Source organism: Aurantiacibacter marinus (genome assembly GCF_001021555.1).
In the GTDB taxonomy this organism is placed as follows: Bacteria; Pseudomonadota; Alphaproteobacteria; order Sphingomonadales; family Sphingomonadaceae; genus Alteraurantiacibacter; species Alteraurantiacibacter marinus.
Window position 1 is genome coordinate 1 of record NZ_LDCP01000004.1, and the last position, 24,849, is coordinate 24,849.

General features: G+C 59.0%; 24 protein-coding genes. 10 read left to right on the forward strand and 14 right to left on the reverse strand.

The features are described from left to right. The coding region (locus AB731_RS12110) for an OmpA family protein (RefSeq protein ID WP_047094628.1) at positions 1–384 on the forward strand (384 nt) is incomplete at its 5' end. Between the two features lie 239 nt (positions 385–623). On the opposite strand, the gene AB731_RS12115 is transcribed toward AB731_RS12110, so the two are convergent. From AB731_RS12115 to AB731_RS12125, 3 genes are all read right to left on the reverse strand, one after another. Further along, positions 624–1,739: a CaiB/BaiF CoA transferase family protein gene (locus AB731_RS12115; RefSeq protein ID WP_047094314.1), complete on the reverse strand. Its 1,116-nt coding sequence runs from the start codon at positions 1,737–1,739 to the stop codon at positions 624–626. Between the two features lie 4 nt (positions 1,740–1,743). After that, the gene (locus AB731_RS12120) at positions 1,744–2,355 is read right to left on the reverse strand and encodes a class I SAM-dependent methyltransferase (protein WP_047094525.1); all 612 of its coding nucleotides are present in this window, start codon (positions 2,353–2,355) and stop codon (positions 1,744–1,746) included. 174 nt (positions 2,356–2,529) lie between these two features. Next, positions 2,530–2,973 (reverse strand): hypothetical protein, encoded by a 444-nt coding sequence (locus AB731_RS12125; RefSeq protein WP_047310225.1) that lies wholly within the window; start codon positions 2,971–2,973, stop codon positions 2,530–2,532. Positions 2,974–3,075: 102 nt separating this feature from the next. Here AB731_RS12125 and AB731_RS12130 point away from each other — a divergent pair, with 102 nt between their 5' ends. From AB731_RS12130 to AB731_RS12155, 6 genes are all read left to right on the forward strand, one after another. Then, complete coding sequence (locus AB731_RS12130) at positions 3,076–3,948, forward strand: alpha/beta hydrolase (RefSeq protein WP_047094316.1); 873 nt, start codon at positions 3,076–3,078, stop codon at positions 3,946–3,948. Between the two features lie 32 nt (positions 3,949–3,980). Next, a complete protein-coding gene (locus tag AB731_RS12135; RefSeq protein WP_047094317.1) occupies positions 3,981–4,793 on the forward strand; it encodes a heme-dependent oxidative N-demethylase family protein in 813 nt (270 codons plus the stop codon). Between the two features lie 372 nt (positions 4,794–5,165). Then, positions 5,166–6,632: an efflux transporter outer membrane subunit gene (locus AB731_RS12140; RefSeq protein WP_064971833.1), complete on the forward strand. Its 1,467-nt coding sequence runs from the start codon at positions 5,166–5,168 to the stop codon at positions 6,630–6,632. Beyond that, positions 6,629–7,927: an efflux RND transporter periplasmic adaptor subunit gene (locus tag AB731_RS12145; RefSeq protein WP_052769054.1), complete on the forward strand. Its 1,299-nt coding sequence runs from the start codon at positions 6,629–6,631 to the stop codon at positions 7,925–7,927. Before AB731_RS12140 ends, AB731_RS12145 begins: the two co-directional genes overlap by 4 nt. A gap of 7 nt (positions 7,928–7,934) precedes the next feature. After that, positions 7,935–8,657, forward strand: coding sequence for an ABC transporter ATP-binding protein (locus AB731_RS12150; RefSeq protein WP_047094318.1), 723 nt, complete (start codon positions 7,935–7,937; stop codon positions 8,655–8,657). Between the two features lie 5 nt (positions 8,658–8,662). After that, a complete protein-coding gene (locus AB731_RS12155) occupies positions 8,663–9,868 on the forward strand; it encodes an ABC transporter permease (protein WP_047094528.1) in 1,206 nt (401 codons plus the stop codon). Between the two features lie 41 nt (positions 9,869–9,909). On the opposite strand, the gene AB731_RS12160 is transcribed toward AB731_RS12155, so the two are convergent. From AB731_RS12160 to hmgA, 3 genes are all read right to left on the reverse strand, one after another. After that, positions 9,910–10,611, reverse strand: a complete 702-nt coding sequence (locus tag AB731_RS12160; RefSeq protein ID WP_047094319.1) for a pirin family protein — start codon at positions 10,609–10,611, stop codon at positions 9,910–9,912. 84 nt (positions 10,612–10,695) lie between these two features. Continuing rightward, positions 10,696–11,991, reverse strand: a complete 1,296-nt coding sequence (gene fahA, locus AB731_RS12165; RefSeq protein WP_047094320.1) for a fumarylacetoacetase — start codon at positions 11,989–11,991, stop codon at positions 10,696–10,698. Then, the gene (gene hmgA, locus AB731_RS12170; RefSeq protein WP_047094321.1) at positions 11,992–13,269 is read right to left on the reverse strand and encodes a homogentisate 1,2-dioxygenase; all 1,278 of its coding nucleotides are present in this window, start codon (positions 13,267–13,269) and stop codon (positions 11,992–11,994) included. It lies immediately after the preceding gene. A gap of 105 nt (positions 13,270–13,374) precedes the next feature. Between hmgA and maiA the strand changes: the two genes are divergently transcribed. Next, positions 13,375–14,007: a maleylacetoacetate isomerase gene (gene maiA / locus AB731_RS12175; RefSeq protein WP_047094322.1), complete on the forward strand. Its 633-nt coding sequence runs from the start codon at positions 13,375–13,377 to the stop codon at positions 14,005–14,007. Here maiA and AB731_RS12180 read toward each other — a convergent pair. The 4 genes from AB731_RS12180 to bioB are packed head-to-tail and all read right to left on the reverse strand — an operon-like array spanning position 14,004 to position 18,100. Next, positions 14,004–15,263: an adenosylmethionine--8-amino-7-oxononanoate transaminase gene (locus AB731_RS12180; RefSeq protein ID WP_047094323.1), complete on the reverse strand. Its 1,260-nt coding sequence runs from the start codon at positions 15,261–15,263 to the stop codon at positions 14,004–14,006. The two genes, maiA and AB731_RS12180, sit on opposite strands and share 4 nt — an antisense overlap. Beyond that, on the reverse strand, positions 15,260–15,886 hold the full coding sequence (gene bioD, locus AB731_RS12185; protein ID WP_047094324.1) for a dethiobiotin synthase: 627 nt from the start codon (positions 15,884–15,886) through the stop codon (positions 15,260–15,262). The genes AB731_RS12180 and bioD overlap by 4 nt, the downstream gene beginning before the upstream one ends. After that, the gene (locus tag AB731_RS12190) at positions 15,883–17,037 is read right to left on the reverse strand and encodes an aminotransferase class I/II-fold pyridoxal phosphate-dependent enzyme (RefSeq protein ID WP_047094325.1); all 1,155 of its coding nucleotides are present in this window, start codon (positions 17,035–17,037) and stop codon (positions 15,883–15,885) included. The genes bioD and AB731_RS12190 overlap by 4 nt, the downstream gene beginning before the upstream one ends. A gap of 7 nt (positions 17,038–17,044) precedes the next feature. Continuing rightward, positions 17,045–18,100: a biotin synthase BioB gene (bioB, locus tag AB731_RS12195; RefSeq protein WP_047094529.1), complete on the reverse strand. Its 1,056-nt coding sequence runs from the start codon at positions 18,098–18,100 to the stop codon at positions 17,045–17,047. 233 nt (positions 18,101–18,333) lie between these two features. Between bioB and AB731_RS12200 the strand changes: the two genes are divergently transcribed. Continuing rightward, entirely contained in the window at positions 18,334–19,056 is a 723-nt protein-coding gene (locus AB731_RS12200) for a response regulator transcription factor (RefSeq protein ID WP_047094326.1), read from the forward strand. A gap of 190 nt (positions 19,057–19,246) precedes the next feature. Continuing rightward, positions 19,247–19,606 carry a hypothetical protein gene (locus AB731_RS12205; RefSeq protein WP_047094327.1) on the forward strand — a complete coding sequence of 120 codons (360 nt, stop codon included), beginning with the start codon at positions 19,247–19,249 and terminating at the stop codon, positions 19,604–19,606. Positions 19,607–19,619: 13 nt separating this feature from the next. Here AB731_RS12205 and AB731_RS12210 read toward each other — a convergent pair whose 3' ends face one another. The 4 genes from AB731_RS12210 to virB11 all read right to left on the reverse strand — a co-directional run bounded on the left by AB731_RS12210 (position 19,620) and on the right by virB11 (position 24,845). After that, positions 19,620–21,806, reverse strand: a complete 2,187-nt coding sequence (locus AB731_RS12210; protein WP_047094328.1) for a CHASE2 domain-containing protein — start codon at positions 21,804–21,806, stop codon at positions 19,620–19,622. A gap of 150 nt (positions 21,807–21,956) precedes the next feature. Next, the gene (locus AB731_RS12215) at positions 21,957–23,270 is read right to left on the reverse strand and encodes a FecR domain-containing protein (protein WP_047094329.1); all 1,314 of its coding nucleotides are present in this window, start codon (positions 23,268–23,270) and stop codon (positions 21,957–21,959) included. Positions 23,271–23,565: 295 nt separating this feature from the next. Further along, positions 23,566–23,730, reverse strand: a complete 165-nt coding sequence (locus AB731_RS14025) for a hypothetical protein (RefSeq protein WP_156167463.1) — start codon at positions 23,728–23,730, stop codon at positions 23,566–23,568. A gap of 140 nt (positions 23,731–23,870) precedes the next feature. Then, a complete protein-coding gene (gene virB11, locus AB731_RS12220; RefSeq protein ID WP_047094330.1) occupies positions 23,871–24,845 on the reverse strand; it encodes a P-type DNA transfer ATPase VirB11 in 975 nt (324 codons plus the stop codon). Positions 24,846–24,849 lie beyond the last annotated feature (4 nt).

Below are 24,849 nucleotides of genomic sequence, written 5' to 3' on the forward strand. Positions count from 1 at the left end.
CCCCCACCACCTCCGCCTCCTCCGCAGGCGCAGTGTAACACGGGCCCCTACATCGTATTCTTCGATTGGGATCAGTCGGACATTACGCCAGAAGCAGCGACCGTGCTTAACAGCGCTGTCACAGCCTACGGCGATTGCGGAACTGCACGCGTCATGCTTGCCGGTCACACAGACCGTTCGGGCAGCGTAACCTACAACATGGGCCTGGCAGAGCGTCGTAACGCATCTGTTCAGTCTTATCTGACAGGCCGCGGCATTCCAGCTGCTCGCATCGCAAGCGAAGCTTTCGGTGAAAGCATGCCACGCGTTGCTACGGCAGACGGCGTCCGCGAACTGCAGAACCGCCGCGTTGAAGTGACCTACGGCCCCGGTTCGGGCATGTAAGTCCAGCCTAACGGCAGACAAAAGAAGGGGCCGGGAGAGCAATCTCCCGGCCCCTTTTGTTTTGCGGGGTAGTGCTTTCAAAAAAGGCGCATGGGCGCATGCCTGCGATTGCAGCCGGGCCAGTAGGGCGAAGCCCAATCGCACCAACCCACCGCGAGGTGATACGCGCAAGGCATGTGGGGTAAAATTTCGGCGCCGCGGCAGATCGGAAAATGGACAGCCGATCTCAGGCCAAGGCTTTACCTGTCGTTCGCAGGCAGAACCGGTGAAGCTTTCCCGATCGCCAAATTCGAATCAGAAAAGCGGATTGGCGTGCGCAGGCCCTTCAACCCTTCCTCCAGTTCCACCACCATTCCGCGCGCGATTATCTGCGGATCGGTCAGAGCCTGTTTCACGGTATTGATGGGCCCGGCGGGCACTTTTTGATCTTCCAGCTTCGCCAGCAATTCATCACGGTTCCACTCGCCGATACGGCGGGTGATTGAGGCGGACAGGCTTTCCCGGTTCTTCACCCGCCGCGCGTTGGTGGACCATTCTTCGCGCCGCGGCAGGTCGATGGTTTCGCAGAACCGTTCGAACTGGCGATCATTACCTACGGCCACGATCAACCAGCCGTCCTTGGCGCGAAACGCCTCATACGGAGCGATATTGGGGTGCGAATTGCCTTGCCGCTTCGGATTGCGTCCGCTGCTGAGATAATTCATCGCCTGATTGGCAAGAGTGCCCACCATCACGTCGAACAAGGCCATATCAACCAGCTGGCCGCGCCCGGTGGCCTCGCGGTGCCGAAGGGCTGCCTGAATGCCGATCACAGCGTATAGCCCCGTCAGAATGTCGGCATAGGCAACACCGATTTTCTGCGGCGCACGATCGGGCTCGCCGGTCAGATCCATTATCCCGCTCATGCCCTGGATGATGAAATCATATCCGGCGCGTGCCGCATATGGCCCATCGTGTCCGAAGCCGGTTATCGAACAATAGACAAGGCGTGGATGGCCAGCGTGCAGCGTTTCATAATCCAGACCGAATTTCTTGAGGCCACCCACTTTGAAGTTTTCAATCACCACATCCGCATCGGCAATCAGCGCCTTTACGCGGGCCAGGTCCGTTGCATTTGTAAAGTCGGCAACAATGCTGTCCTTGCCGCGATTGGCGGCGTGGAAATAGGCGGCATCCTTGCTGCCATCGTTGCGGTCAACAAACGGCGGGCCCCAGCCGCGCGTATCATCGCCCGCCGGGCTTTCGATCTTGACGACATCTGCGCCCAGATCGGCAAGCACCTGCCCTGCCCATGGCCCCGCCAGAATGCGGGCCAGTTCCACAACCTTAAGGCCTTTGAGCGGTGTATCGTTCACTTTTTCAGCCGCCCTTGCGGTAAACGCAGATCATGGATTTCGCGAGCTGAGGGATACGCCCGGCCCGTTCAAAGCCGATCTCTTCCATACCGACGCGGTTGAAAAGCGTGCCCAGCGTCTGCCGGCTGAAGAACTTGATATGGCCACCTTCCCAAAGCGCAGTGAAATGACCGTCCATCTTGCCTGTTACCGCCAGCGCGAGGTTTTTGAGGTATCCGTGATAGGGGGTGGAAATGATGGCAACGCCGCCAGGTTCCAGCAAATCATGCACCCTTTCGGCATAAAGCTTGGGCGAAAACACATGCTCGACCACTTCCAGGCTGATGACGACTGGAAAAGTTCCGAAGCGAGCCGCCAGATCCTCCTCGGTCGATCCTTGATGCAGGTCCAGCCCACGCTGTGTTGCTACCGCAAGGCCGCTAGCCGATGGATCGACCCCGGTAACCGAAAAGCCCTCGGCGTGAAGACGGGCAGCGGTGGAGCCGTTGCCGCAGCCAAGTTCAAACACACGCTTCGAAGATGCATGCGTTTGAAGCAAAGGCATCAATACAGGCATCAAATAGCCGTGTGAAGCTGCTGCCTCGCTCGTTTTGAAATCGTAAACCGATACGTCCATTGAATAAAACTGCCTTTTGGGATCATTCACATGGTGAAATGCATGAAAAGCATTTTGGCATAGCGTGATCACGCCGTCACCTGTGCAATTGTAACCCGGCCAACCGTTTCCGCGATTAATGGCGAGGTGCGTTATCAAATCACTGGCTGCGGACTGGTGCCAACAGGTGCAGTGTCAGGCGGCAATGGCAACCTCTCCCGGTCGATCATCGTCATTGGCTGGGACAGACTTTGTCCGGTTGGTGGACGCAGCCCTTTTTCGCCGGGCACTTTTGATACGCAGCGGGCGGCGAAGCAAATGTGTCACCTTGCTTGTTGCCGACCGGACAGTTTCCCACACCGACATAGCCAGACCGAAGATCACTGCGTCGATATAGATCGCCAGTTCCATGGCATAGGCTGCGAAGAATTCCGGCCCGAGCAGTGCCAGAAACTCGCCACCACTCAGCATTAGCGGCACAAGAACAATAACGTAAACCAGATGGTGCGTGCGGAACCGTGAAAGCCAGAAAACCGGTCGGTCGATCAACTGTTGATGACAAAGCCGCGCGAAGTCCGTTTGTGGAAACATCAGCATGGCGACAAGGGCGCAGAGCAAGAAGCCGGTGAGTACGATCATGCGCCAGTATTATATACCGATGGAAAAAAGGAAAGACCTTGCCGTGATGGCAATCGACCGCCTAAATCCCGGCACCACAGCTCAGCAGGATACAGACTTTCCATGAAATTTGTCCTCGCAGGAATTCCTGTTCTGGCACTCGCCGGGGTCGCGATATCCTATTTCATCTCGCCACTGCATACCTTCAACACGCTGGTACCCAAGGATAGCGACAGTCGTTTGGCAGCAGAGGGTGTCGCCTATGGCGATAACGCCCGCCAGCAACTTGATATCTACGTTCCGGAAGGTGCGGCAAATGGCCCGCGCCCGGTGATCGTGTGGTTCTATGGCGGCAGCTGGAACAGCGGTTCACGTGAAGGATATGCCTTTGCCGGACGCGCCCTGGCGGCGCGCGGTTTTGTGACTGTGGTGGCTGATTACCGCCTGGTGCCCGAAGTGCGCTTCCCAGGTTTTGTGGAGGACGGCGCAGCTGCCGTTCGCTGGGTGCGTGCCAATATCGGCGAATATGGCGGAGATGGAGACCGGATCGTTCTCGCGGGTCATTCAGCAGGTGCTTATATCGGGGCAATGCTGGCCAATGATCCGCAGTGGCTGGGCGATGATAGGGCGGCGGTTGCAGGGTTTGCAGGTTTGGCCGGACCTTATGATTTCTATCCCTTCGACACATCTTCAACGGTAGAGGCATTTGGTCAATGGCCGGATGGCGCCGAAACTCAGCCTGTGACCTTTGCAGACGGCAGCGCCCCGCCTGCGTTGCTGCTTACCGGAACAGACGACACCACAGTCAAACCCCGCAACTCGGAAGCACTGACGGCAAGACTCGGAGAGGCTGGCGTCGAGGCAGAATTGATACATTATGCGGAAGTTGATCACATCGATATCGTGATCGCGCTGGCCCGGCCCTTGCGCGGCAGAGCGCCCGTGCTGGATGACATGGCAGGCTTTGCCGCGCGCGTTACGGCGCCCGCGCAATAGCAATCTGCGCGCGCCTGCGTTAGGTATTGCCGATGGCATCTCTCGGTTTCTCGGTTGATGAATTGCTTCCTCGCGCGCGCGGCGGCGGGGCGCTGAAAATGGGACTGACAGCACTTTCCGAAAGAGAATGGCTGCAATCAAATCCTGACCTTGCTGCACGTGCTGCTGCGTTCGATAACCATCCCGCCAGCGTCCAGCTTACACCCGCTGCATGTGCGGCAGGCGAAGAACTGGCAGCCATGCTGGGCGTCGAGGGAGGGCTGGAAGGCGCTGCACGTTCGGTGTGGGAAGATATCTGCCTGCTTGCGGCTAACAATGACGACGGACCATATCGCCTGATCGGTGCCGCGGTTGCATTTCCGACTGACTGGCATCCCGCCGATAAACTTGGGCAACCGCTGATCGGCCTGCACAAACCAATCCATGGCTATGCAGAGCAGCTTGCCACCGGCGTGGATCACTTCATGGCGAAGCTGAAGCCGGGACGGATTTTCGGGCGCTGCAACTGGTTCGTCAGTCCGACGCCCGCGTTGCGCTGGATCGACACTGAGCCCCCTGCGCTGACGTTTGCCCATGTGACGCACGAAAATGCAGGCCTATCGCTGTTCGTGCGCAGCGAACGGCAAACATTGCGTCGCCTGCCAGAAACGGGTGCGATAGTGTTTACGATCGGCGTCTATGTTACCGCGCTGGGCGAGCTTTCAGCCTCGAATGTCGCACGCATGGCAGAGGCACTGGCGACAATTCCGCCGCAGGAGACAGAGCGGCGCGGTGCGGCATACTTCGCTCCGCAACTGCAAGCCTTTGCCGCTGACATTGCTGCAACTGCTGGTGAATTTTCTTGAGCCAAGGGCTGGGAGATGTTTCCGCCCGCTCTGATTGCCCGCTCTGATTGCCCGCGAGCATTGCAGTCAGCCCGATCTTGGCGTATTGCTGCGATAATACACTTTGGTCGATGTGCATCGGTGGTTCCTCGATAGGCGGTTCCGCTTGCGCGTTTGCTTCACGACACAGAAGCAGCAATCGGAATAGCCCGGCAACTGGCCCATTTTATCGAATGGAAACAAAGCAATTGCGTATGTCACAAGGTTGCGCATACATCAGTAGTGAGATGCTTCGGGTGTTGGTGACAAAGTCGTAATTGGAACATGCAGCGCGTCTGGTTAAGACATTTTTGGGATGCGCATAGGGGACGTAACATCAGGGGACTGCATTTCATGCAAAGGATTGGCGGACAGGCACGCCTTTGGGCTGTTGCTCCTGCCATGATGGCGCTTGGCGCTTGTACTACGCCGCAGGTTGATGTTGTCACCCCGGCTATAGCTGTGCCGGTTGAATGGGCGCAACGTGATCCTGCCCCGGTTTCAACCGATCTCACCCAGTATTGGGATCTGCTAGGCGACCCGCTCCTTGCCGAATTTGTCGAGCAGGCCATCATAGAAAATCGCGACCTCGCCGTAGGCGCCGCGCGCCTTGATCAGGCGCGGTCTTCGCTTGTGCAGGCGCGCGCAGGCTATCTGCCCGGCGTATCCGCCTCTGGAGGTATCAACCGCGATGTCGGTGATTTCGCCCGCAACGGCGTGCAGTTCTCGCTTGGCGCTGATGCAACGTGGGAAGCCGATCTCTTTGGCCAAATTTCCGGCAGCGTACGGGCTGCAGAGGCTGATCTTGCGTCGTCTGGCTATTCACTCGCGGATTTGCAGCGCCTGATCGTAGGGCAAGTCGCCATCGCCACGATCAATGCGCGCGCCACGGCGCAGCAATTGGAAATCGCCCGCAGCACGCTCGCCTATCAGGAGGACAACCTCCAGATCGCGCACTGGCGCAACCAGGCTGGACTGGTGTCCAGTCTCGATGTGGAGCAAGCCCGCACCCAGCGCGCCCAGACCGCCGCAAGCATTCCACTTCTGGAGAGCAGCCTGACGGCCACTGCCAACGCCATCTCCACGCTAATCGGTGAACCGCCGGGCCGCGTATTGGATGCGATTATCGAAACCGAACCCGCGCCTGTGCCCGATCCGCAAATGCTGATGGGTTTTGAAGCGCCAGCAGAAGTTTTGCAGCGCCGTCCGGATGTACGTGCAGCGGAAGCTTCTCTGGTTGCAAGCAGCGCACGCATTGGCGTTGCCCGGGCGCAATTGCTGCCGCTGGTTCGCCTTTCCGGCAGCATCGGGACGGGCCAGGCGAACCTTGGCAGCCTGTTCGATATTCTCAGCGGCAGTCTGTTTGCAGGCGTGAGCCAGCTGATTTTCGACGGTGGCCGCACGCGGGCACAGATTGATAACGCAGAAGCAGGCGCGCGCGCTTCGCTTGCCAGCTGGGAACAGACAATCCTTGGCGCGCTGGAAGACGTGGAAAGCGCCGCCGTGGATCAGCGCACCGCAGACGAACGGGTCGACATCAATCTGGAAGGCCTTGATGCGGCCAGCAATTCCGCGCTGCTTGCGCGAAGCCAGTATCAGGCAGGCCTCACCGATTTTCGGACCCTGCTTACGGCGGAAAACCAGCTTCTTTCCGCGCGCAACAGCCTGGTCAATGCGCAGGCCGACCGCGCTACCGCCTTTGTCCGCCTGACGCAGGCGCTGGGTGGCGGCTGGGCCGGTGCCGATTACAATTTTCCGCTGCGTGACGCTGCAACCAGCCCAAGCACCGCGGATAGCCAAGCCGACAGGGATTCCGAATGAGCCAGACCGAAACTGCAACGCCCGCTGACGGCGACATCGAAACCTATCTCGATGAAGGCAAGCCCAAGAAATGGTATAAACGCAAGCGTTGGTGGGCATTGGCACTTCTCATCATCTTGGCGGTGGTGGGGGTAACCCAGTGCTCCGGCGGCAAAGAAGCGCCCGATTACATCACTGCCGAGGTGGAGACGCGATCGCTTGATCTTACCGTAACCGCGACCGGTAATCTGCGCCCGACCAATCAGGTTGAGGTCGGCTCCGAAGTTTCGGGCCGGATCGATCGCGTGCTGGTGGATGTCAATGACCAGGTCAGCCGCGGACAGGTTCTGGCGATTATCAACACCGAAGTCATCAGCGACCAGATCCGCCAAAGCCGCGCCAATCTGACCGCGACCCAGGCGCAGGTTGCGCAGGCCCAGGCCACGCTCGATGGCGATCAGGCCCAGCTAGGCCGGCTTCTGGAAGTGCAGCGCCTGTCAGGTGGCCGCGTGCCGAGTGCCGCCGAAATCGATCTGGCCCGTGCCGCAGTCAATCGCGGCCGCGCCAGCGTGGCCGCGGCGCAGGCCAATGTCAGCGCAGCCCGCGCGCAGCTTTCTTCCTCTCAGGTCAGCCTTGACCGCGCCACGATCCGCTCTCCTGTTTCCGGCGTAGTGCTCGCCCGTCAGGTGGAACCTGGCCAAACCGTTGTCGCCAGTTTCAATACGCCGACCCTGTTCGTGCTGGCCGAGGACCTTGCCACAATGCAGCTACGCGTCGATCTGGACGAGGCCGATGTCGGTCAGGTCGAAACCGGACAAACCTCCACCTTCACCGTGGATGCCTACCCGGGCCGCCGCTTTCCTGCGACAGTAGAGCGGGTCGATCTTGCCTCCAACAACATCGCGCTGCAAAGCCAGCAGCAGCAGGGCCAACAGGTCGTCAGCTATGAAGCGCGACTTACCGTTGGCAACAATGAAGGCCTGCTGCGCCCTGGAATGACAGCAACGGCCACCATCGCCACACAAAGCACTGGCCAGCAAATGCTGGTCCCCAACGGTGCACTGCGCTTTGACCCTGACGCAGAAGACGACTCCGGCGGCATTTTCCAAGACCCGGATTTTGGGCTGGAACAGAACGATGACGCCACCATCGGGGTCGGCAGTCGTCAGATGGTCTACGTTGTCCAGGCCGATGGCACGTTGCGCGGGATAGAGGTCGTGACAGGCGAGAGCGACGGCCGGTTTACCGTCGTTACTTCAGATGACTTGACCGAAGAGATGAAAGTCGTGACCGGCATTCGCGCAGGCGGGCAGTAAGCGCGACGTGACGCAGCACAAACTCATCGAATTGGAAGGCATCACGAAGACCTTCGGCAAAGGCCCGGCGGCGTTCCAGGCGCTGAAGGGCGTGGACATGAAAATTGATCGCGGCGATTTCGTTGCGATCATGGGTCCGTCCGGATCGGGTAAATCCACCACGATGAACATCCTGGGCTGTCTTGACGTGCCTACAGATGGAATATTCCGGTTTCGGGGTATCGAAGTCCAGGCGCTCACCCGCGACCAGCGCTCGCTCCTGCGGCGGCGCTATCTCGGTTTCGTCTTTCAGGGCTTCAATCTTCTGGCGCGCACGACCGCGCTGGAAAATGTGGAATTGCCGCTGCTGTATCGCGGCGAGACCAAGAAACAGCGCCGCATCGCTGCCGAACGCTCGCTCGACAAAGTTGGCCTGTTGCCCTGGGCCTCGCACACACCGGCTGAATTGTCCGGCGGTCAGCAGCAACGCGTTGCGATTGCCCGCGCGCTGGTGACTGATCCCGACGTGCTGCTGGCGGACGAGCCGACAGGTAACCTCGATACTGAACGATCGCTGGAAATCATGGAACTGCTCACCGACCTCAGCGATACCGGCATCACCGTGCTGATGGTGACGCACGAGGAAGAAATGGCCGAATATGCACGCACCATCGTGCATTTCCGCGATGGACTTGTCGCGCGAATTGATCGCGGCCACAAATCGGGCGCGCCATTGAAGGAGAAAGTCTGATGCGCATGATAGGCGCTACTCTCCTGCTCGCATTCCGCGAAATCCGGCGTCATTTGTTGCGCAGTTTCCTGACAACGTTGGGCATAATTATCGGCGTGGCGGCGGTCATCACGATGGTGACATTGGGACAGGGTCTTACTGCCGATGTCCAGAATGATATTTCGGGCCTCGGGTCTGACGTATTTATCGTTTTCCCTTCTCGCACCGACCCCAATGTCAGCCCGCCACCCTTTGACGAGGCCGATATCCGGGCAGTGAGAAACCAGATTGCCGGTGTCGAATTTGCAGCTGGATCGGTAACGTCCTCAGCCACCGCTTTTCACAACGGCCAGGATTGGCAAACGGTAATCCAGGGTGCGGATGGCGAATTCTTCGACGCACAGAACATAGAGATCGCCGAAGGGCGCGGATTCAACGAAGAGGAGGAAGATAGAGGCGAAAGCGTTTGTATCGTCGGCCCCACGGTGGTCGAGAAAATCTTCGTTGAAGATCAGGTTCTTGGCGAGGAGATGCGGCTGGGAAATGTATCCTGCCGCGTCATCGGTATCGCAGAGGATAGGGCCTCGTCTCCCGGTGGTGGTGGCGGCAATGATGCGAACGATATCGTGTTTATGCCGCTCAAAGCTGTGCAGCGCCGATTTATCGGAAACGACAACATTCAATATTTCGTCGTGAAATACGATCCGAGCTACAACACGCTGACCATTCAGAACCAGTTGGTTTCCCTGCTGCGCGAACGCCGCGTGATTCAGGAGGGCGAAGACAACGATTTCAATCTGGTGGATACTGCCGAAATCAGCGACACGATCGGACAGGTGACAGGTGCCATGACCGCAGTCGTCACTGTGATTGCCGCAATCAGTTTGCTGGTAGGCGGTATCGGCATCATGAATATCATGCTGGTCAGCGTGACAGAGCGCACGCGAGAGATCGGCATTCGCCTTGCTATCGGCGCGCTGGCCAAGGAAGTTCGCTTACAATTCCTGACAGAAGCAGTCGTCTTGTGCTGTTTTGGTGGAATGCTTGGCATTCTGCTGGCACTCGGGCTCTCGATTCTGCTGGCAAATGCGATCGACCTTCCTTTCCTGTTCAACCCAGCGCTGAATGTTGTCGCTTTCGTATTTAGCGCGGTGATGGGAATTATCTTCGGCTATTACCCGGCGCACCGTGCCAGCAAGCTCGACCCAATTGACGCGCTGAGGCACGAATAGAAATACGGCCGCGCGCTTTTGAAGCGCGCGGCCCTTTGCATTCAGGCCGTTTCGACCAACACCAATTCGCTGTCTTCCAGCGCAGTGACCGTAATGGTGTCGACGTCAGCAACGGCCACGCCATCACGCGCGCCTGCAGGAACGCCGTTCACTTCGATGCTGCCAGTTGCGGCCACCAGATAGCCCTTGCGGCCATTCAGCGCGTAATCAATCGTCTCACCCGCTTTCACGGTCGCGCCCACAACGCGCGCGTCGGCGTTGATGGATAGCGCGTCTGCATCTGCCGCATGGCCGCTAGCCAGGATTGCCCAATCGCCTGCGCGGTCGCTTTTCGGGAAGGGTTTTGCGCCCCATTTCGGCGGCTGGCCCAGCTTGTCCCGGTCTGGCATGATCCAGATCTGGAACAGCGTCGTGTCCTCGTCTTCCACATTGTATTCGGCGTGGGTGATGCCCGTACCTGCCGACATCACCTGGACATCGCCCGCCTCCGTGCGGCCTTGGTTGCCGAGGCTGTCCTTATGGGTAATCGCGCCGGTGCGAACGTAGGTGACGATTTCCATATTGTCGTGCGGGTGTGGGGGAAAGCCGCTTTTCGCGGCAATCCGGTCATCATTCCATACGCGGATTGCGCCCCAGTGCATGCGCGACGGATCATGATAGCCCGCGAAAGAGAAATGATGTTTGGCATCAAGCCAGCCGTGATTGGCACCGCCAAGGCTTTCAAATGTACGAACGTCGATCATCGCATGTCTCCTTTGGCCACCAAGATGGTGGCGATCCTCGCCCTCACAATATTGACGTTTCTTGAGCCAGTTAAAGCTGGCCTTTCAGCCCTTGATGGTGGCCCGGCATTCGCCGAGTCCAATCCGCGCAAAGCCGTCCTTTTCAGCGTAGGCGGTCATGATGACCTCATCGCCGTTTTCAAGGAACTTGCGTGTCTCGCCATTGGGGAGCGTGATGTTCTTCTTGCCGCCCTCGGTCAGCTCTATCAGGCTGCCCTCGCCGCCCTCTTCGCCGCTGGTCAGCGTACCTGTGCCAAGCAGATCGCCGGGCTGAAGATTGCAGCCGCCAACCGTGTGGTGAGCAAGCAACTGCGCAGCGGTCCAATACATGGCTGTCATCGGACCCCTGGAAAGCCGGTGCGGCGCGTCGCCAGCCTCGCGCATCTTGGGCGTGGTGATCAAAACTTCCATCGTGATGCCGAACGCACCATGAGCCTGGTCGCCTTCATCCAACAGGTAAGGGAGCGGCGCAGGGTCGCCTTCGGGGCGCGGCATTTGCGCTGTGCGGAAGGGCACAAGTGCGTCCATCGTCACGACCCAGGGCGACACACTGGAATGAAAATTCTTCGCCAGAAACGGCCCGAGTGGCTGATATTCCCACGCCTGCAAATCGCGCGCGGACCAATCGTTCAGGATCGAAATTCCGGCGATATGCTGTTCAGCGTCACCAATGGAAATAGGCTCACCCAGCTCATTGCCTTGCCCGACCCAGATCGCCATCTCCAGCTCGTAATCAAGCCTGGTTGATGGCCCGAAACCTGGCATACCGCCATCTTCGGCAGGCTTGGTCTGACCGGTCGGACGCTTCACATCAACGCCGGATGCACGGATGGACGACGACCGGCCATGGTAGCCGATCGGCACATATTTGTAGTTCGGCAGAAGAGGATTGTCGGGGCGGAACAGGCTCCCGATGTTCATCGCGTGATGAATGCCGGTGTAGAAGTCGGTATAGTCATGGATGAAGAACGGCAGGTGCAGCTTGCAATCGGCAGCACGGTGCAGGTGCGGCTCGACTTTGGCGCGATTGCTCTCATCGGTCAGCAAGCCGAATACCGCCTGACGCAGCGCAGTAATTGTGGCGCGCCCGCCAGCAAAAAGCGCGTTCAGGACTGGCGCGTTGGCCGTCAGGGCAGCGTCTTCTGCGGGATCCTCCATCAGCATGGCGACAGCAGGCAGATCGAGAATGTAATCGCCAATAGCAATGCCGCCGCGCGGCGGCGAGTCACCGACCGAAAACACGCCCAGCGGCAGGTTCTGCACCGGGAAGTCAGGATGGCCAACTGCGCCCTCGACCCAGCTGGTTGCGGATGCATCATGGGTGAAATCGGTCTGGGTCATTTAGGGCAATCTCGCTTTCGGGAAGCCAGTCCAGCAGGCATCGTAATCGCTTTGCAGCAGCCCGCCGGTCATGGCGAATTGGGTGGTCTGAATGATGGCACGGCTTTCGAACATGAAAGCCAGCGTGTTATCGATCTTGGTCGGTTTCAGGTCTGCCTGCATCGCCTTTGCGGTGCTTTCGACATCGGGGCCGTGGCCGTTGAACTGGTTATGCAGGCTTGCACCGCCGGGGGCGAAACCGCCCCCTTCCTTCGCGTCATACTCGCCGTGAACAAGCCCCATGAATTCGCTCATTACATTGCGGTGGAACCACGGCGGTCGGAACGTATCTTCCCCCACCATCCAGCGCGGCGGGAAAATCACAAAGTCGCAATTGGCGGTCCCCGGCGTGTCAGACGGGCTGGTGAGGACTGTAAAGATGGACGGATCGGGATGGTCGAAACTGACCGTGCCAATGGTGTTGAACCGTGCCAAGTCATAGCGATAGGGGACGGAGTTCCCATGCCATGCAACCACATCGAAGGGAGAGTGATCAATTGTAGTCGCCCAAAGCGATCCATTGAACTTCTGGACCACTTCGAACGGTTCATCGCGGTCTTCGAACCAAGCCACTGGCGTTTCAAAATCGCGCGGATTGGCAAGGCCGTTCGCGCCAATGGGGCCAAGGTCGGGCAAGCGAAACGGCGCGCCGAAATTCTCGCAAACATAGCCGCGTGCCGTATCATCCGTCAGCTCGACCCGGAAACGCATTCCTTTGGGAACGACACCTATATGGCCCGGCGCAACGTCCATGCGGCCAAGCTCTGTGGTGATCAGCAGCGCGCCGTGCTGCGGCACGATCAGCATCTCGCCGTCGCTGTTCTGAAAGGCCCGCCCGGTCATGCTGGCGGTGGCTGCATAAAGATGGATGCCGATGCCGCCTTCGGATGGTCCGCCATTGCCGCCATAGGTCACTAGACCATCAACGAAGTCCACCGCGCTTGTGGACAAGGGCAGCGGATCCCAGCGCAGGCGGTTGGGCGTGGTGTGCGATCCGTCCGCAGCAGCGAAATTCGCCGCGCCTGAATACGGCTTAAACGCACCATGCTCAGTCGTCGGGCGCATGCGGTACAGCCAGCTGCGGCGGTTTTCGCTGCGCGGCGCGGTAAAGGCACTCGTGCTAAACTGTTCTGCATAGAGGCCGAACGCTGGCCGCTGCGGACTGTTACGCCCTTCTGGCAGCGCGCCATCCACGGCCTGCGTGGCGAAATGGTTGAGAAATCCCGTTTGATACTGCATCGTGATTTAGTCTCACATGAAACCTGTTAGTCTCATGCCCCCCTTGGCCCCTTTTCGCAATGGTCTTACAGGGGGGCAACGAGCGAAGCCACACAAGGTGCCGAAATGAAGCTTTACGGATATTGGCGCAGTTCCACCAGCTACCGGTTGCGTATCGCTCTGGAGCTCAAAGGCATTACCTATGAAAATTGCCCGGTAAATCTGCTTGAAGGTGCGCAAAAGTCTGAAGGATTTGCCAGCCGCAATCCCTTCGCAACCGTACCCATGCTGGAGGCCGATGGCCGTGACCGCGCGCAGAGCATGGCGATCATCGCATGGCTGGATGAGAAATATCCCGATGCTCCGCTGCTACCGTCCGATCTGGAGCAGCGCTTCACCGCGCGCGAATTGGCCTATGCCATTGCAACTGAATTGCACGCGCCGCTCAATCTGCCAGTGCTCAAATATCTGAAGAATGAACTGGGCCACGATCAGGACGCCATCGATATCTGGTATCGCCATTGGCTCGCCAAAACGCTGCATCCTGTCGAGCAGCGGCTTGAGCAGCTTGGCGCTGGCGATTACCTGTTCGATGCGCCCGGACTGTTCGAGACGGTACTGGTCCCGCAGCTTTACAATGCGCGTCGCTTCAGTTTCGACCTAACGGAATGCCCGCATCTCGTGCGCATCGAAAGCGCTTGCAACGCCCTGCCCGCCTTCCAGCGCGCTCATCCAGATAGCCAGCCGGACGCACATTAAAGCACGTCAGAAAGTGTCTGGTCTATCACGCTGAAAATACGATCCAATTGCTGCTCTGAAATGCAATAGGGCGGCATCAGATAGATCGTGTTGCCAAGTGGCCGCAACAGGATATCGCGGGCAAAAAATCCCTCGCGCATTTTCAGGCCGATATCGGCGAGATAGCCCGCGTCTTGCGCCTCTACATCCATCGCAATGATGCTGCCCATTTGCCGCACATTGCTGACCGGGTGTTTCGCAGCGAGCAACTCAAAGCCCGCCGCCAAATTCTTTGCCAGCGTAGTGACCCGCTCCCGCACAGGCTCTTCCCGCCAGATTGCCAGATTGGCATTCGCAGCAGCGCAGGCAATGGGATTGGCGGTGAAGCTGGAGGAGTGAAAGAAGAGCTTGGATCGGTCTGTAGAATAATGCGCATCGTAAATCGGGGCGCTCGCCATCGTTACCGCAAGCGGCATGGAGCCACCCGTCAGCCCTTTCGCAAGGCACAGGATATCGGGAACTACATCGGCCTGGTGGCAGGCCAGCAAAGTGCCGGTGCGGCCCCAACCGGTCATCACTTCGTCAGCGATGAACAAGACATCGTGGCGTGAGCAGATGTCCCGCATCGCTCGCAGCGTCTCAGGCGAATACATCAGCATCCCGCCCGCACCCAGCACCAGCGGTTCAACAATGAAGGCAGCCGCCTGGCCTGTCCGGCAGGCAGCCTCAAGCGCATCGAGCGTATGCTGTTCCTGCCCTGCATTGGGGAAGGGAATGGTCTCAACATCAAACAGCAAGGGACTGTAAGCACGATTAAAAACACCGCGCTCTCCCACGCTCATCGCGCCGATCGTGTCCCCGTGATAGCTGTGTTCCATGACCACAATCCGGTCGCGCGGGGCGCCCGAATTCGTCCAGAAGCCCAGCGCCATCTTCAGCGCGACTTCAACTGCGGTCGAGCCGGAGTCGGAGAAGAACACATATTCCAGCTCTGCCGGCATGATCGCCGTCAGCCCGCGCGCCAGATCTTCCGCAGGCTGGTGCGTCCACCCAGCGAATATGAGCTGATCGAGCTTTGCCGCCTGATCCTGTATCGCGGCGACAATGTGCGGATGATTATGGCCGTGCGTAATGACCCACCAGCTGCTGATCGCATCAATGACATCGCGCCCGTCAGAGGTGTGCAAAGCAGCCCCCTCGGCGCGCTCGACCAGCGGGATATGTTCACCAAGGCCGTGCTGGTGGAAGGGATGCCAAACGGGCGACTTTTCGCTCATGCGAGCAGATCCAGCTGAATATTCGCAGCGAAGGCTGTTTGCAGGGTTTCTACCGTCAGCGGATCTAGCAAAGGCAGACGCCCGAGCATTGGCGCTTGTCCAAAGTGCGCAATGGCTGCCTGTGCCACCGGTTCCTCTTCACCCACAAAGGCCACGCCAGCGATGGGAATATCCCGCATCCGCAAGGCTTCGAGCGTCAGCAAGGTGTGGCTGATCGTGCCGAGAGCCGTGCGCGCAACCACGATCGCCGGCAGGCCCCATTTCGCGAACAGGTCAGCAGCCAGCAGGTCATCTGTGTAGGGCACCAGAGCGCCGCCAGCACCTTCGACAATCAGCGTCCGCTCCGTCTTTGGCAGAGCGAGGCGAGCAAGATCAATTGCAACGCCATCTATTCGGGCGGCTTCATGCGGAGAGCATGGTGTGACCAGACGATAGGCCTCACGGATAATGGCCACATCGCGGCCTGCATTGAGGCGCGCAATCGCTTCTGTATCGGTTTCATCTTCAAGACCGCTTTGCACAGGCTTCCAGTATGCTGCGCCCAACGCTCCGGTCAGGCCAGCCGCAAACACGGTCTTGCCAATCCCGGTATCGGTCCCCGTGACGATAAATCCACGGCTCATCGCCATTCCTTCATGATGTCGAGCACACGGTCCACATGTGCCTCTTTATGCACGGCTGAGAGTGAAAACCGGATGCGGCTTTCTCCTGTTGGAACGGTCGGCGGACGGATCGCCACGCCGAGCACGCCCGCCTCTTCCAGTGCGGCGCTGGCTGCCAATGTGTCCGCTTCACTGCCAATCGTCACGGGTACGATCTGCGTATTGGATGCGCCAGTGTCAAAGCCCAGATCATGCAAACCGGCGCGCAGATGATCCGCAAGCGAGGCAACAGCCGCGCGTTCTGCATTCATGCCGGGGACAAGATCCAATGCCGCATCCATAGCTCCCAGAACGGGCGGAGGCGGCGCGGTTGTGTAAATGAAGCCGGACGCGGCGTTGACCAGATAATCGCAGATTTGAACCGATGCCGCGATATAAGCGCCAAAGCCGCCCAGCGCCTTGCTGAAAGTGCCCATGACGATGTCGGGCTTGTCCGTCATGGCAGCAGTCAAGCCCGCTCCGCCCTCGCCCATCACGCCCGTCGCATGCGCCTCATCCACGATAAGCAGCGCGTCATGCCCTCGCGCAATCTGCACCAGCCGTTCCAGATCAGCGCGGTCACCGTCCATGCTGAACACGCTTTCGGTAACAATAATCCGGGCGGGCGCGCCGCGGCCATGCTGTTCCAGCAATTCTTCAAGGTGGTCCAGATCATTATGGCGATAGCCGTGATGCTTCGTTCGTGCCGCCGCGATCCCGTGATGAATGCTTGCATGGATCAGCCAGTCGGCAAACACCGCCGCTTTAGGCTCCAGCTTCAGCAGAGCGGGAAACAGTGCCGCATTGGCTTGCCAGCCCGTCGCAAAAAGCAGCGCGCTTTCGGTGCGCTTGAAGGCGGCGACCCGCGCCTCGATTGCCGAGTGCTCTTGCAGCGTGCCGGACACCAGCCGCGATCCGCGCGCGCCTGTCCCCAACCGCTCAGCCCATTCGCCAGCGCGCCGTGCCAGTTCCGGATGGCGCGCAAGGCCGAGATAGTCATTGCTGGACAGATCGAGCAATTCGCGGCCGCCGCGCATTACACACCCCGGCGGACCGGGCGTGATGGCGCGCAGGGATCGGTAGCGGTCAGCCGCTTTTCGGTCCGCAATCGCCTTGGCAAATTGTTCGCGCACGACCGACCTACTCGGCCGGAATGCTTTCAGGCGCGCACGCTCCGCCGCAAGTGCCAGCAGCGCGCATAGGTTCCTCACCTTCCATCGCCTTCAGCCCAAGCCGGGAGAACAACGCCGCATCGCTATCGTCGCCAGCATTGGGCGCGGTCAGCAGTTTGTCGCCAGTGAAGATGGAATTGGCACCCGCCATGAAACACAAAGCCTGAGTGGCATCGGACATGCTCTCGCGCCCGGCGGACAGGCGCACCATGCTCATCGGCATACAGATACGCGCGACCGCAACCGTGCGTACGAACTCGATATCGTCAATTTTCGCCATGGGTGTATCGACCAGCATATCTCCCAATGGCGTGCCTTTGACCGGCACCAGCGCATTCACCGGCACGCTTTCGGGATGGCGTTCCAGTGTCGCCAGCGTGTGCACAAAGCCAACCCGGTCGGCGCGCGTCTCACCCATGCCCACGATACCACCGCTACATACATTAATGCCCGCGCCGCGCACATTGTCCAGCGTATCTAGCCGGTCCTGATAATTGCGGGTTGTGATCACCCGGTCGTAATATTCTGGCCCGGTATCGATATTGTGATTGTAATAATCGAGACCCGCTTCGGACAACTGATCTGCCTGTTCCGGCGACAACATTCCCAGCGTCATGCAGGTTTCCAGGCCCATTTCGCGCACGCCCTTCACGATCTCAACGATCTTGGGCATGTCGCGTTGTTTGGGATTGCGCCATGCTGCGCCCATACAAAAACGCTGGCTGCCGGCATCCTTGGCCTGCGCCGCGGTTTGCAGCACTTGGCGCACATCCATCAGCTTGGTCGCTTCCACTCCGCTATCGGCGTGCGCGCTTTGGGAACAATATCCGCAATCTTCGGGGCAACCGCCTGTCTTGATGGACAGCAACGTGCACAATTGCACTTCGTCTGCGCGGTGATGCGTGCGGTGTATTTGCGCCGCGCGGTATAGCAATTCGGTAAATGGCAGGTCGAAGAGATCGGCAATCTCCTCCCGCGTCCAATCGGTGCGAACAGGGCTTGGCTGGGTGTCGGTCAATTGCATGAGAATCGCATGGCGAAAAACCGGCCAGAGGTAAAGCGGGCGCGCATCATCGCTTGAAGGCAGCACAAATGAAACTGGCAACAGCGGCCGACAGAGGCTGGACAGGTACGTGTCGGGACAGATGTAAAATCAAGTCAAAACAGCTCCATTTTGGCGGCAAAATCTAGCGTTGTTTACAAAACAGCCATATCACCAAGCTCGAACTGAAAGCAGTTAAAAAGTGGGTAAAGACATTGAGAATAGCAATTGCAGACGACGACCGCGAAGTTCTCCAGCAACTTTCTTCCTATCTGGAAAAGGCAGGTTACCTGTTCGATAGCTTTCGAAATGGAAAAGACCTGCAGATCGCTCTGCGGCGCGAAACCTATGATGTGGTGCTCGTAGACTGGAACATGCCTGGCGCGACCGGGCTTGAGGTCGTGGCCTGGGGCACCGAAAATCTTGAACGCCCCCCTGCTTTCATCCTGATCACGAGCCGGTCAGACAAGGCCGATGTTGTCGCCGGTCTGGAAAAAGGCGCCAGCGATTATATCGTCAAGCCAGAAAGCGAAGAGGTGATTATTGCGCGCATAGAGGCAGCGGCGCGCCGTAATGCCAGCCCCGCACAGCCCGAACGTTACCAGAGCTTCGGCCAGTATCGCGTCGATCGTCTTAACGAGGCGATCGAGCGTAACGGCGAACCGATCAAGCTGACTGCCAAGGAATTCAAAGTGGCCGCGCTGTTTTTCGAAAATCTGAACCGGCCGCTTTCGCGCAGCTACATCTTCTCGCAAATCTGGGGCAATATCGGGGATATCACCACCCGTACGCTCGACATGCATGTCTCTCGCGTGCGTTCAAAGCTGGAATTGCGCCCGCACAATGGCTTTGCCATTCAAACCGTCTTCGGTTTCGGCTATCGCATGGATGCGTTTTTCGAAGAGGCCGTAGAAAATGAGAAGGTTGCCGTGCAATAAACCCTTGGGTTTCCTGAGAAGTCAGGTGCGCGGACCTGTATGTACAGTAATCTTTGCCGCTGCGCTCTCCACCACTCTGGCAGCGTGTTCTGTAGCCACTCCGCCGCAGATCACATCTACGACAGGGCAATTACCACAGGGCCAACCGGTACAGCTTGCACCATTTTCACAAGACGGATCACTACGCAGCATGTTTGGACAGATTCTGGCAGAAAAATTGCCCGGTCATTCCATTCTGCTGACCGATACTGCGCCAGTTATCGCTGAATTCGCGATTTCTGCGCGCGATGCCGGCGGGGGTCTGGCTGATCCCGCTGCCTCAACCGGCGATACGGTCGCGTGGGAATCCCGGCCGCGCAATCGCGGCAGGTTTGACAATTGCGAAGCCCAGCGTCTGCGCGCCACGCTCCTTCTGGTAAGCCGTGTCGACGGCTCCGTCGTTTATCGCGGCGTGGGCGAAAGTGAAACGTGCGCCGCTGGTGGTCAGGAAATGGCCGATCTGGCAGACATTCTTATCAGCGATGCGCATGGGGCCTTGTCCGCCGATTAGGACCAGATTCCGCCTATCGCTGGCGCGGTAACTGGATTGCGAAGCGTGTGCCCTGCCCCTCGCGGGACTCCACACTGATTGTACCACCATGCTTGTCTACAACGCGTTTTACAAAGGTCAGCCCAAGTCCAACACTTGGCCCCGCCTTTCGTTCATGCGCACCAAAGCGAGCAAAGGGGCTGGCAAGCCGTTCCGGCGGCAGGCCCGGCCCTTCATCCGCGACAGCCAGCACGAAATGCCCAGGTGAGGTACCTTCCAGCGCAATTCGCACAGTGCTGTTTTCAGGGCCGAACTTGATCGCATTCCCGATCAGATTGTCGAGCAGCCGCGCGACGAGGGACGCATCCACTTCGGCAAACAGCGGATCGTCTGGCAAATCCGGTTGCACCACAATGCGCTTGCCCCGCGCTGCAGTATAGGCACGGTCGCAGGCCTCTTCTACCAAGGCAACGCAATCCGTATCCTCAAATTCCAGCTCGGCTTCATCCAACCTTGCAAGTTGCACGAAATCGTCGGCAAGCTTGAGAGTCCGCTCGGCCTGCAAACGGATCCGCAAGGCCACATCGTCCCCGCGCCCCTTCTCGGGTGAAATCGCCGGGAGCGACGCCACTCGCTTCGACAAACCGATGATCGCCACTTGCGGCGTGCGCATATCGTGAGAAAGAAACTCGAGCATCTCGCGCCGCTCTTCCTCGCGGCGGCGACTTTCGGAGATATCGCGCAAGGCCATGATCTCTCCGCTCTTTCCGTCATCTTCCAGTTCAAAATCTGCGCGGGCAACAAGAAATGTCCGGCCATCTGCAAAGATTATTTCGCGCCGCTCATCATCATGTGTCGCCCTGCTTTCAATTAGCAAGTCGCCAAGCGGCCCCGGCTGATCTTCACTAAAGCCGGGAAACAGGGCTTGCGCCTTGCCGTTGGCCATCACGACATCACCTTCGCGGCCAAGCACCAGAATCGCATCTGGCGCGGCCTCGATCACCTTGCCGAGAAATGCGAAGCTGCGGCTTACGTGACTGACAAGCCGGCGCATCCGGGCAACTTGCCGCGCGATCTGATCAAAACCTTCGACGTCGGCGCGCTTCGCCCCGTCTGCACGCAGAAACGCGGCCTCTTCTTCCAGATATGCGCTTACCGACGTGAGCCGCCGCCAGCTCCAGAAGGGATAGGCAAGGGCAATGGTGAGCAGCGCAACGCCCGGTGAGATCCATATCCCTATGAGCGGAACAAGCGCAATTGCCAGCCCGGCAACTGCCACAGCGATCACCAGCGTCGCAACCAGGCCGGCGCGTGGCGACATCTTCCAGAAAACCAGAAATTGCAGAAGCAGTGCGATCCCGGCCAGCAGACCGGACCAGAAAGGCCGCCAGTCATTCACCAGTCCGCCGCTGCGCAGGGCATCATACAGATTGGCCTGTGTCTCCACGCCCGGCATTACGGCCACTTCCCCCGCGCCGACCGAATAGCGATCGCCCATGCCCTGGGCTGTCGCACCGATCACCACAACCTTGCCGCGCAGGAATTCATCTGGAACCGTGCCGGCAATCACTTCGGACGCGGAAATCTGCGAATAGCTTCCGGCCGGATGGAAGGACAATACCGGGCGGATGGGCCATTCCCGATCACCCAGTCCTGCCATACGCGCAGCAGACAGGGCGAACTGCGGATATGACGCCCCTGCCATCTCGACCTCAAGGTCGAACCGTCGCAAGACGCCATCGGCATCGGGTATGATCCCGACATGGCCCAGCGCGGCTGCGTTTTCGCGGAGCACAGGTATCGGAAACGCTGGAACAGTGCCGCCCACAGAATTGGGCCGCGGGGCGAAACTGTGCGGCAAGGCAATTCTGCCATGCCGCGCAATCGCCGCCGCCAGCGCTTCATCATCGGCGGGTGAGGAAGATTCCAAGAACAGCACGTCGAACAGTACAGGTCCGCTCTGAGCGTCCGCCAACCGGTCGATCAGCCGGGCATGATAAGATCGCGGCCACGGCCAGGCACCAAGCTTTACCAGACTTGGATCATCAATACCGACAATGACGACATTCTCCGAAGGAGCAGCGCGCGCCAGTGCCGCTGCACGGTCGAGCATGCGAGCATCAAGCCGGTTGGTTATTTCTCCACGCGCTGCAAGAAATGCCAAAGCGATGCCGAGCGCAAGCAGCACGAACCATTCAGTAAATAGCCTGCGGACGACCATCGGTGTGCTGTCCTAATCTTGGGCCTAATCTTGGGCCGAATCTTGGGCCGAATCTTGGGCCGAATCTTGGGCCTAGTCTCTGGTCTAGTCTTCGGCTCGTGCTTGGGATGAATTTTGGCGGTATGTTGAGTTTTTTTGTGGGGCCGCGACTTACTCTTCTGAAACGATAAGGCTCTGTTCCGGTCCCCACACTTTCAACAATCCGTCTTCGGCATCGGCCTGGATCGCTGCTATACGCCAGACGTAAGTACCCGGTTCAAGGCCGGTAACAACCGTGGCGCTGCCGGGCAGTGCGATTTCATCATACAGCGGCGTACCCGCTGCGCCCTGCTGCCACAGCTGGAAGGCAAAATATGTAATGCCCTCTCCCTGCGGCAACCATGCAAAGCGGAAGCCATCGGCAATGGGTGACGCTTCGACAGCTGCCTGGGCGCCAAGGCGCTTGCGCCGGAAGGAAAAGGTGTCCGAAAGGCCTTCGATGCCGTTGCTTGAAATCGGGCGGGAACGGATGAAATAGCGTCCGTCCGGAAGTCCTTCGAAAGTGGCGATGCCGTCTCCGCTCACATCCTGCGCGATCATTTCAAGGAAGCCCGCATCGCGCGCGATCTGGGTACGAGCGCCCATCGCACCTTCAGGCGGCGACAAGGCAAACGATACGATTTCTTCAGTCTGGATGGCCCCCGGCTCCGTGATCGTCACGGCAGGAAGTAGTTGCTCGAGCCCGCCGATGCCCGCTGATGTCACTGCCACGCCAAAACCTTGACTGGCAAGTTGCGCGGAAGTCTCGGTTTCGACCGAAACAGTGCCTTCGACAATTTCGCTGATGCTGCGTCCGGTCGTTTCGTCATAGGCGACACGGTATTGCGTGCCGCGCACAGCCGTTACCGCGACCGGGGTACTTGTCCGAAATCGCTCTTCTTCCCGGAGAACCGGTGCCTGGACAGCACCGCGCCCGCCAAGGATACGGAATTCTATGTCGCGCAGGTCGCGCAGACGATAAATCCTGGCGCGTTCGAGGCGCGCGTGGGAATTGGAAGGCAATGCAACAGTCGCTCCATCCGCGGACTGAAACGAAACGAAGCCGTTCATTCCCGTACGGATCACCGATCCCTCTTGCACAGACATGCCAACCTGCGGCGCCGATCCATCGATATTCACCGGTCCGGAAAAACTCCGCACAACCAGCCCGGCATTGCGCCACGCGAGCATGTCGCGCGGCAAGCGGATGACTGTGCCAACAGGAATACGGTTAGGGTTGGTTATGCCGTTGATGCGCGCGATCGCAGCGATACTGTCGCCGCCGCTCAAGAAGCGATTGTCGATGGAATACAGAGTGTCCCCCCTGACCATGCGATAGGTGACAACGCTATTTGCCGATTGCGCATGGGCCGCCTGCGGCACAGTCATGGCAAGCAGCAGCAGGCAAGCGATCGAAAATCGCCAGAAACCCGCATTATCCATCATCCGCATTTCCGAACCTTTCGCTTCAAGGCAAAGCTATGCCCTTTGTTCGCCCTTGCGCAAGCCTTGCAGAGGCGAACAGGTCTGTCCTCAAAAAAGTGCCGCGCCGGAGGCTTCGCTTTGCCCCCAGCGGCTCACCTTTGGGCGATGCCATGAGAGCGAAGCGCTCCGACGCGAACAGGCATATCCAGCTTTCGCAAATTCCCCGCTGGCAGTTTCAGGTGCGACCCTGAAGGGCTCGGGCAGGGTTTCCTGCATGATGCCGTCAATCACCAGGGGGACTGGCGATTATCGGCATCTACTGGATAGAGGTCACCTCTTCAGATGATCCGGCGGCCTCTGCAGGACCGCTTGATAATGTGCCGGCGGCAAGAAAACATACGGCAGTTGCCATCGCGGCGAGAGCTACGCCGATTTGCTTCGTGATGGCGGAGCGTTTTCCGCCCGCTACAATACTTGCCATTCTGCGTCTCCCCGGCGCGCATCGATGTTCGCAATTGCATTGTTAACACGAACACACCGGGCCGCTCAGTAAACATTTGTAAAAATGGTGCGCCTGTATGGCTGCCTTGATTAACCAGGTTCAGGCCCGTCCAGGCGCATTCAGGCGCGTTCGGCCAGCATCACTTGAGACACGCTGCGGCGTCCGTTTTCCCGCGATAATTGTACGAATACGTCAACGCTTTCGCGAACGTAATGGCGCACATCATCGCGGCCCAGGCGAGAGCCTGCCTGCAGCACCAAAAGTACCAGCTGCTCGATAGCGCGCGTGGGGGTATCCGCGTGGATCGTGGTCATAGAGCCAGGGTGGCCGGTATTGACGGCGCGCAGGAAGGTGAAAGCTTCTGCCCCGCGCAATTCGCCAAGAATTATGCGATCAGGTCGCAGTCGCAGAGCCGCGATCAGCAGATCTTCTGCCGACACATCCGCCTCGCTCATCGCGCCGCGCGCCGCGATCAGGCCGACAGCATTTTCATGCCGCAGTTTGAGTTCTTCTGTATCCTCGATCAGGACCAGCCGTTCCTCTGCCGGTATCTCTGCCAGGAGCGCGTTGAGAAATGTGGTCTTGCCGGACGACGTACCGCCGGAAACAAGAATATTGCGGCGTGCGCGAACCGCCTCTTTCAGCACAGCCGGTGCCTCATCGGGGCCGACCATGCGATTGGTAATGCAGCTTTCCAACGATGCCTTTCCCGGTGCCAGTCCTTCAAAAGCGCCAGCTTCTCCCCATTGATCGAGCGATAGATCAGGCGACACATGTTTGCGGATGGCAATCACATGCCCGCCCCGCGTTGCTGGCGGCCCGACAACCTGCACGCGGCTACCATCGGGCAGAGACGCAGCAAGCAAGGGCTGCGCGCGGCTAACACCTTGTGCAGAATGGGCTGCGACCTGACGCGCCAGACGGCCCAATGTCGCCTCGTCCAGCCCCTCCACGGCCTCTCGCGAGATACCGCCACCCAGCGTTTCAAACCAGATTTCGTTCGCGCGGTTTATCCAGATGTCGGTAATGTCCGCACGGCCCAGCCACGGTGCCAGCGGTGCAAGAAAACTGTCGAGATAATATCCGGCTTCCACGCCA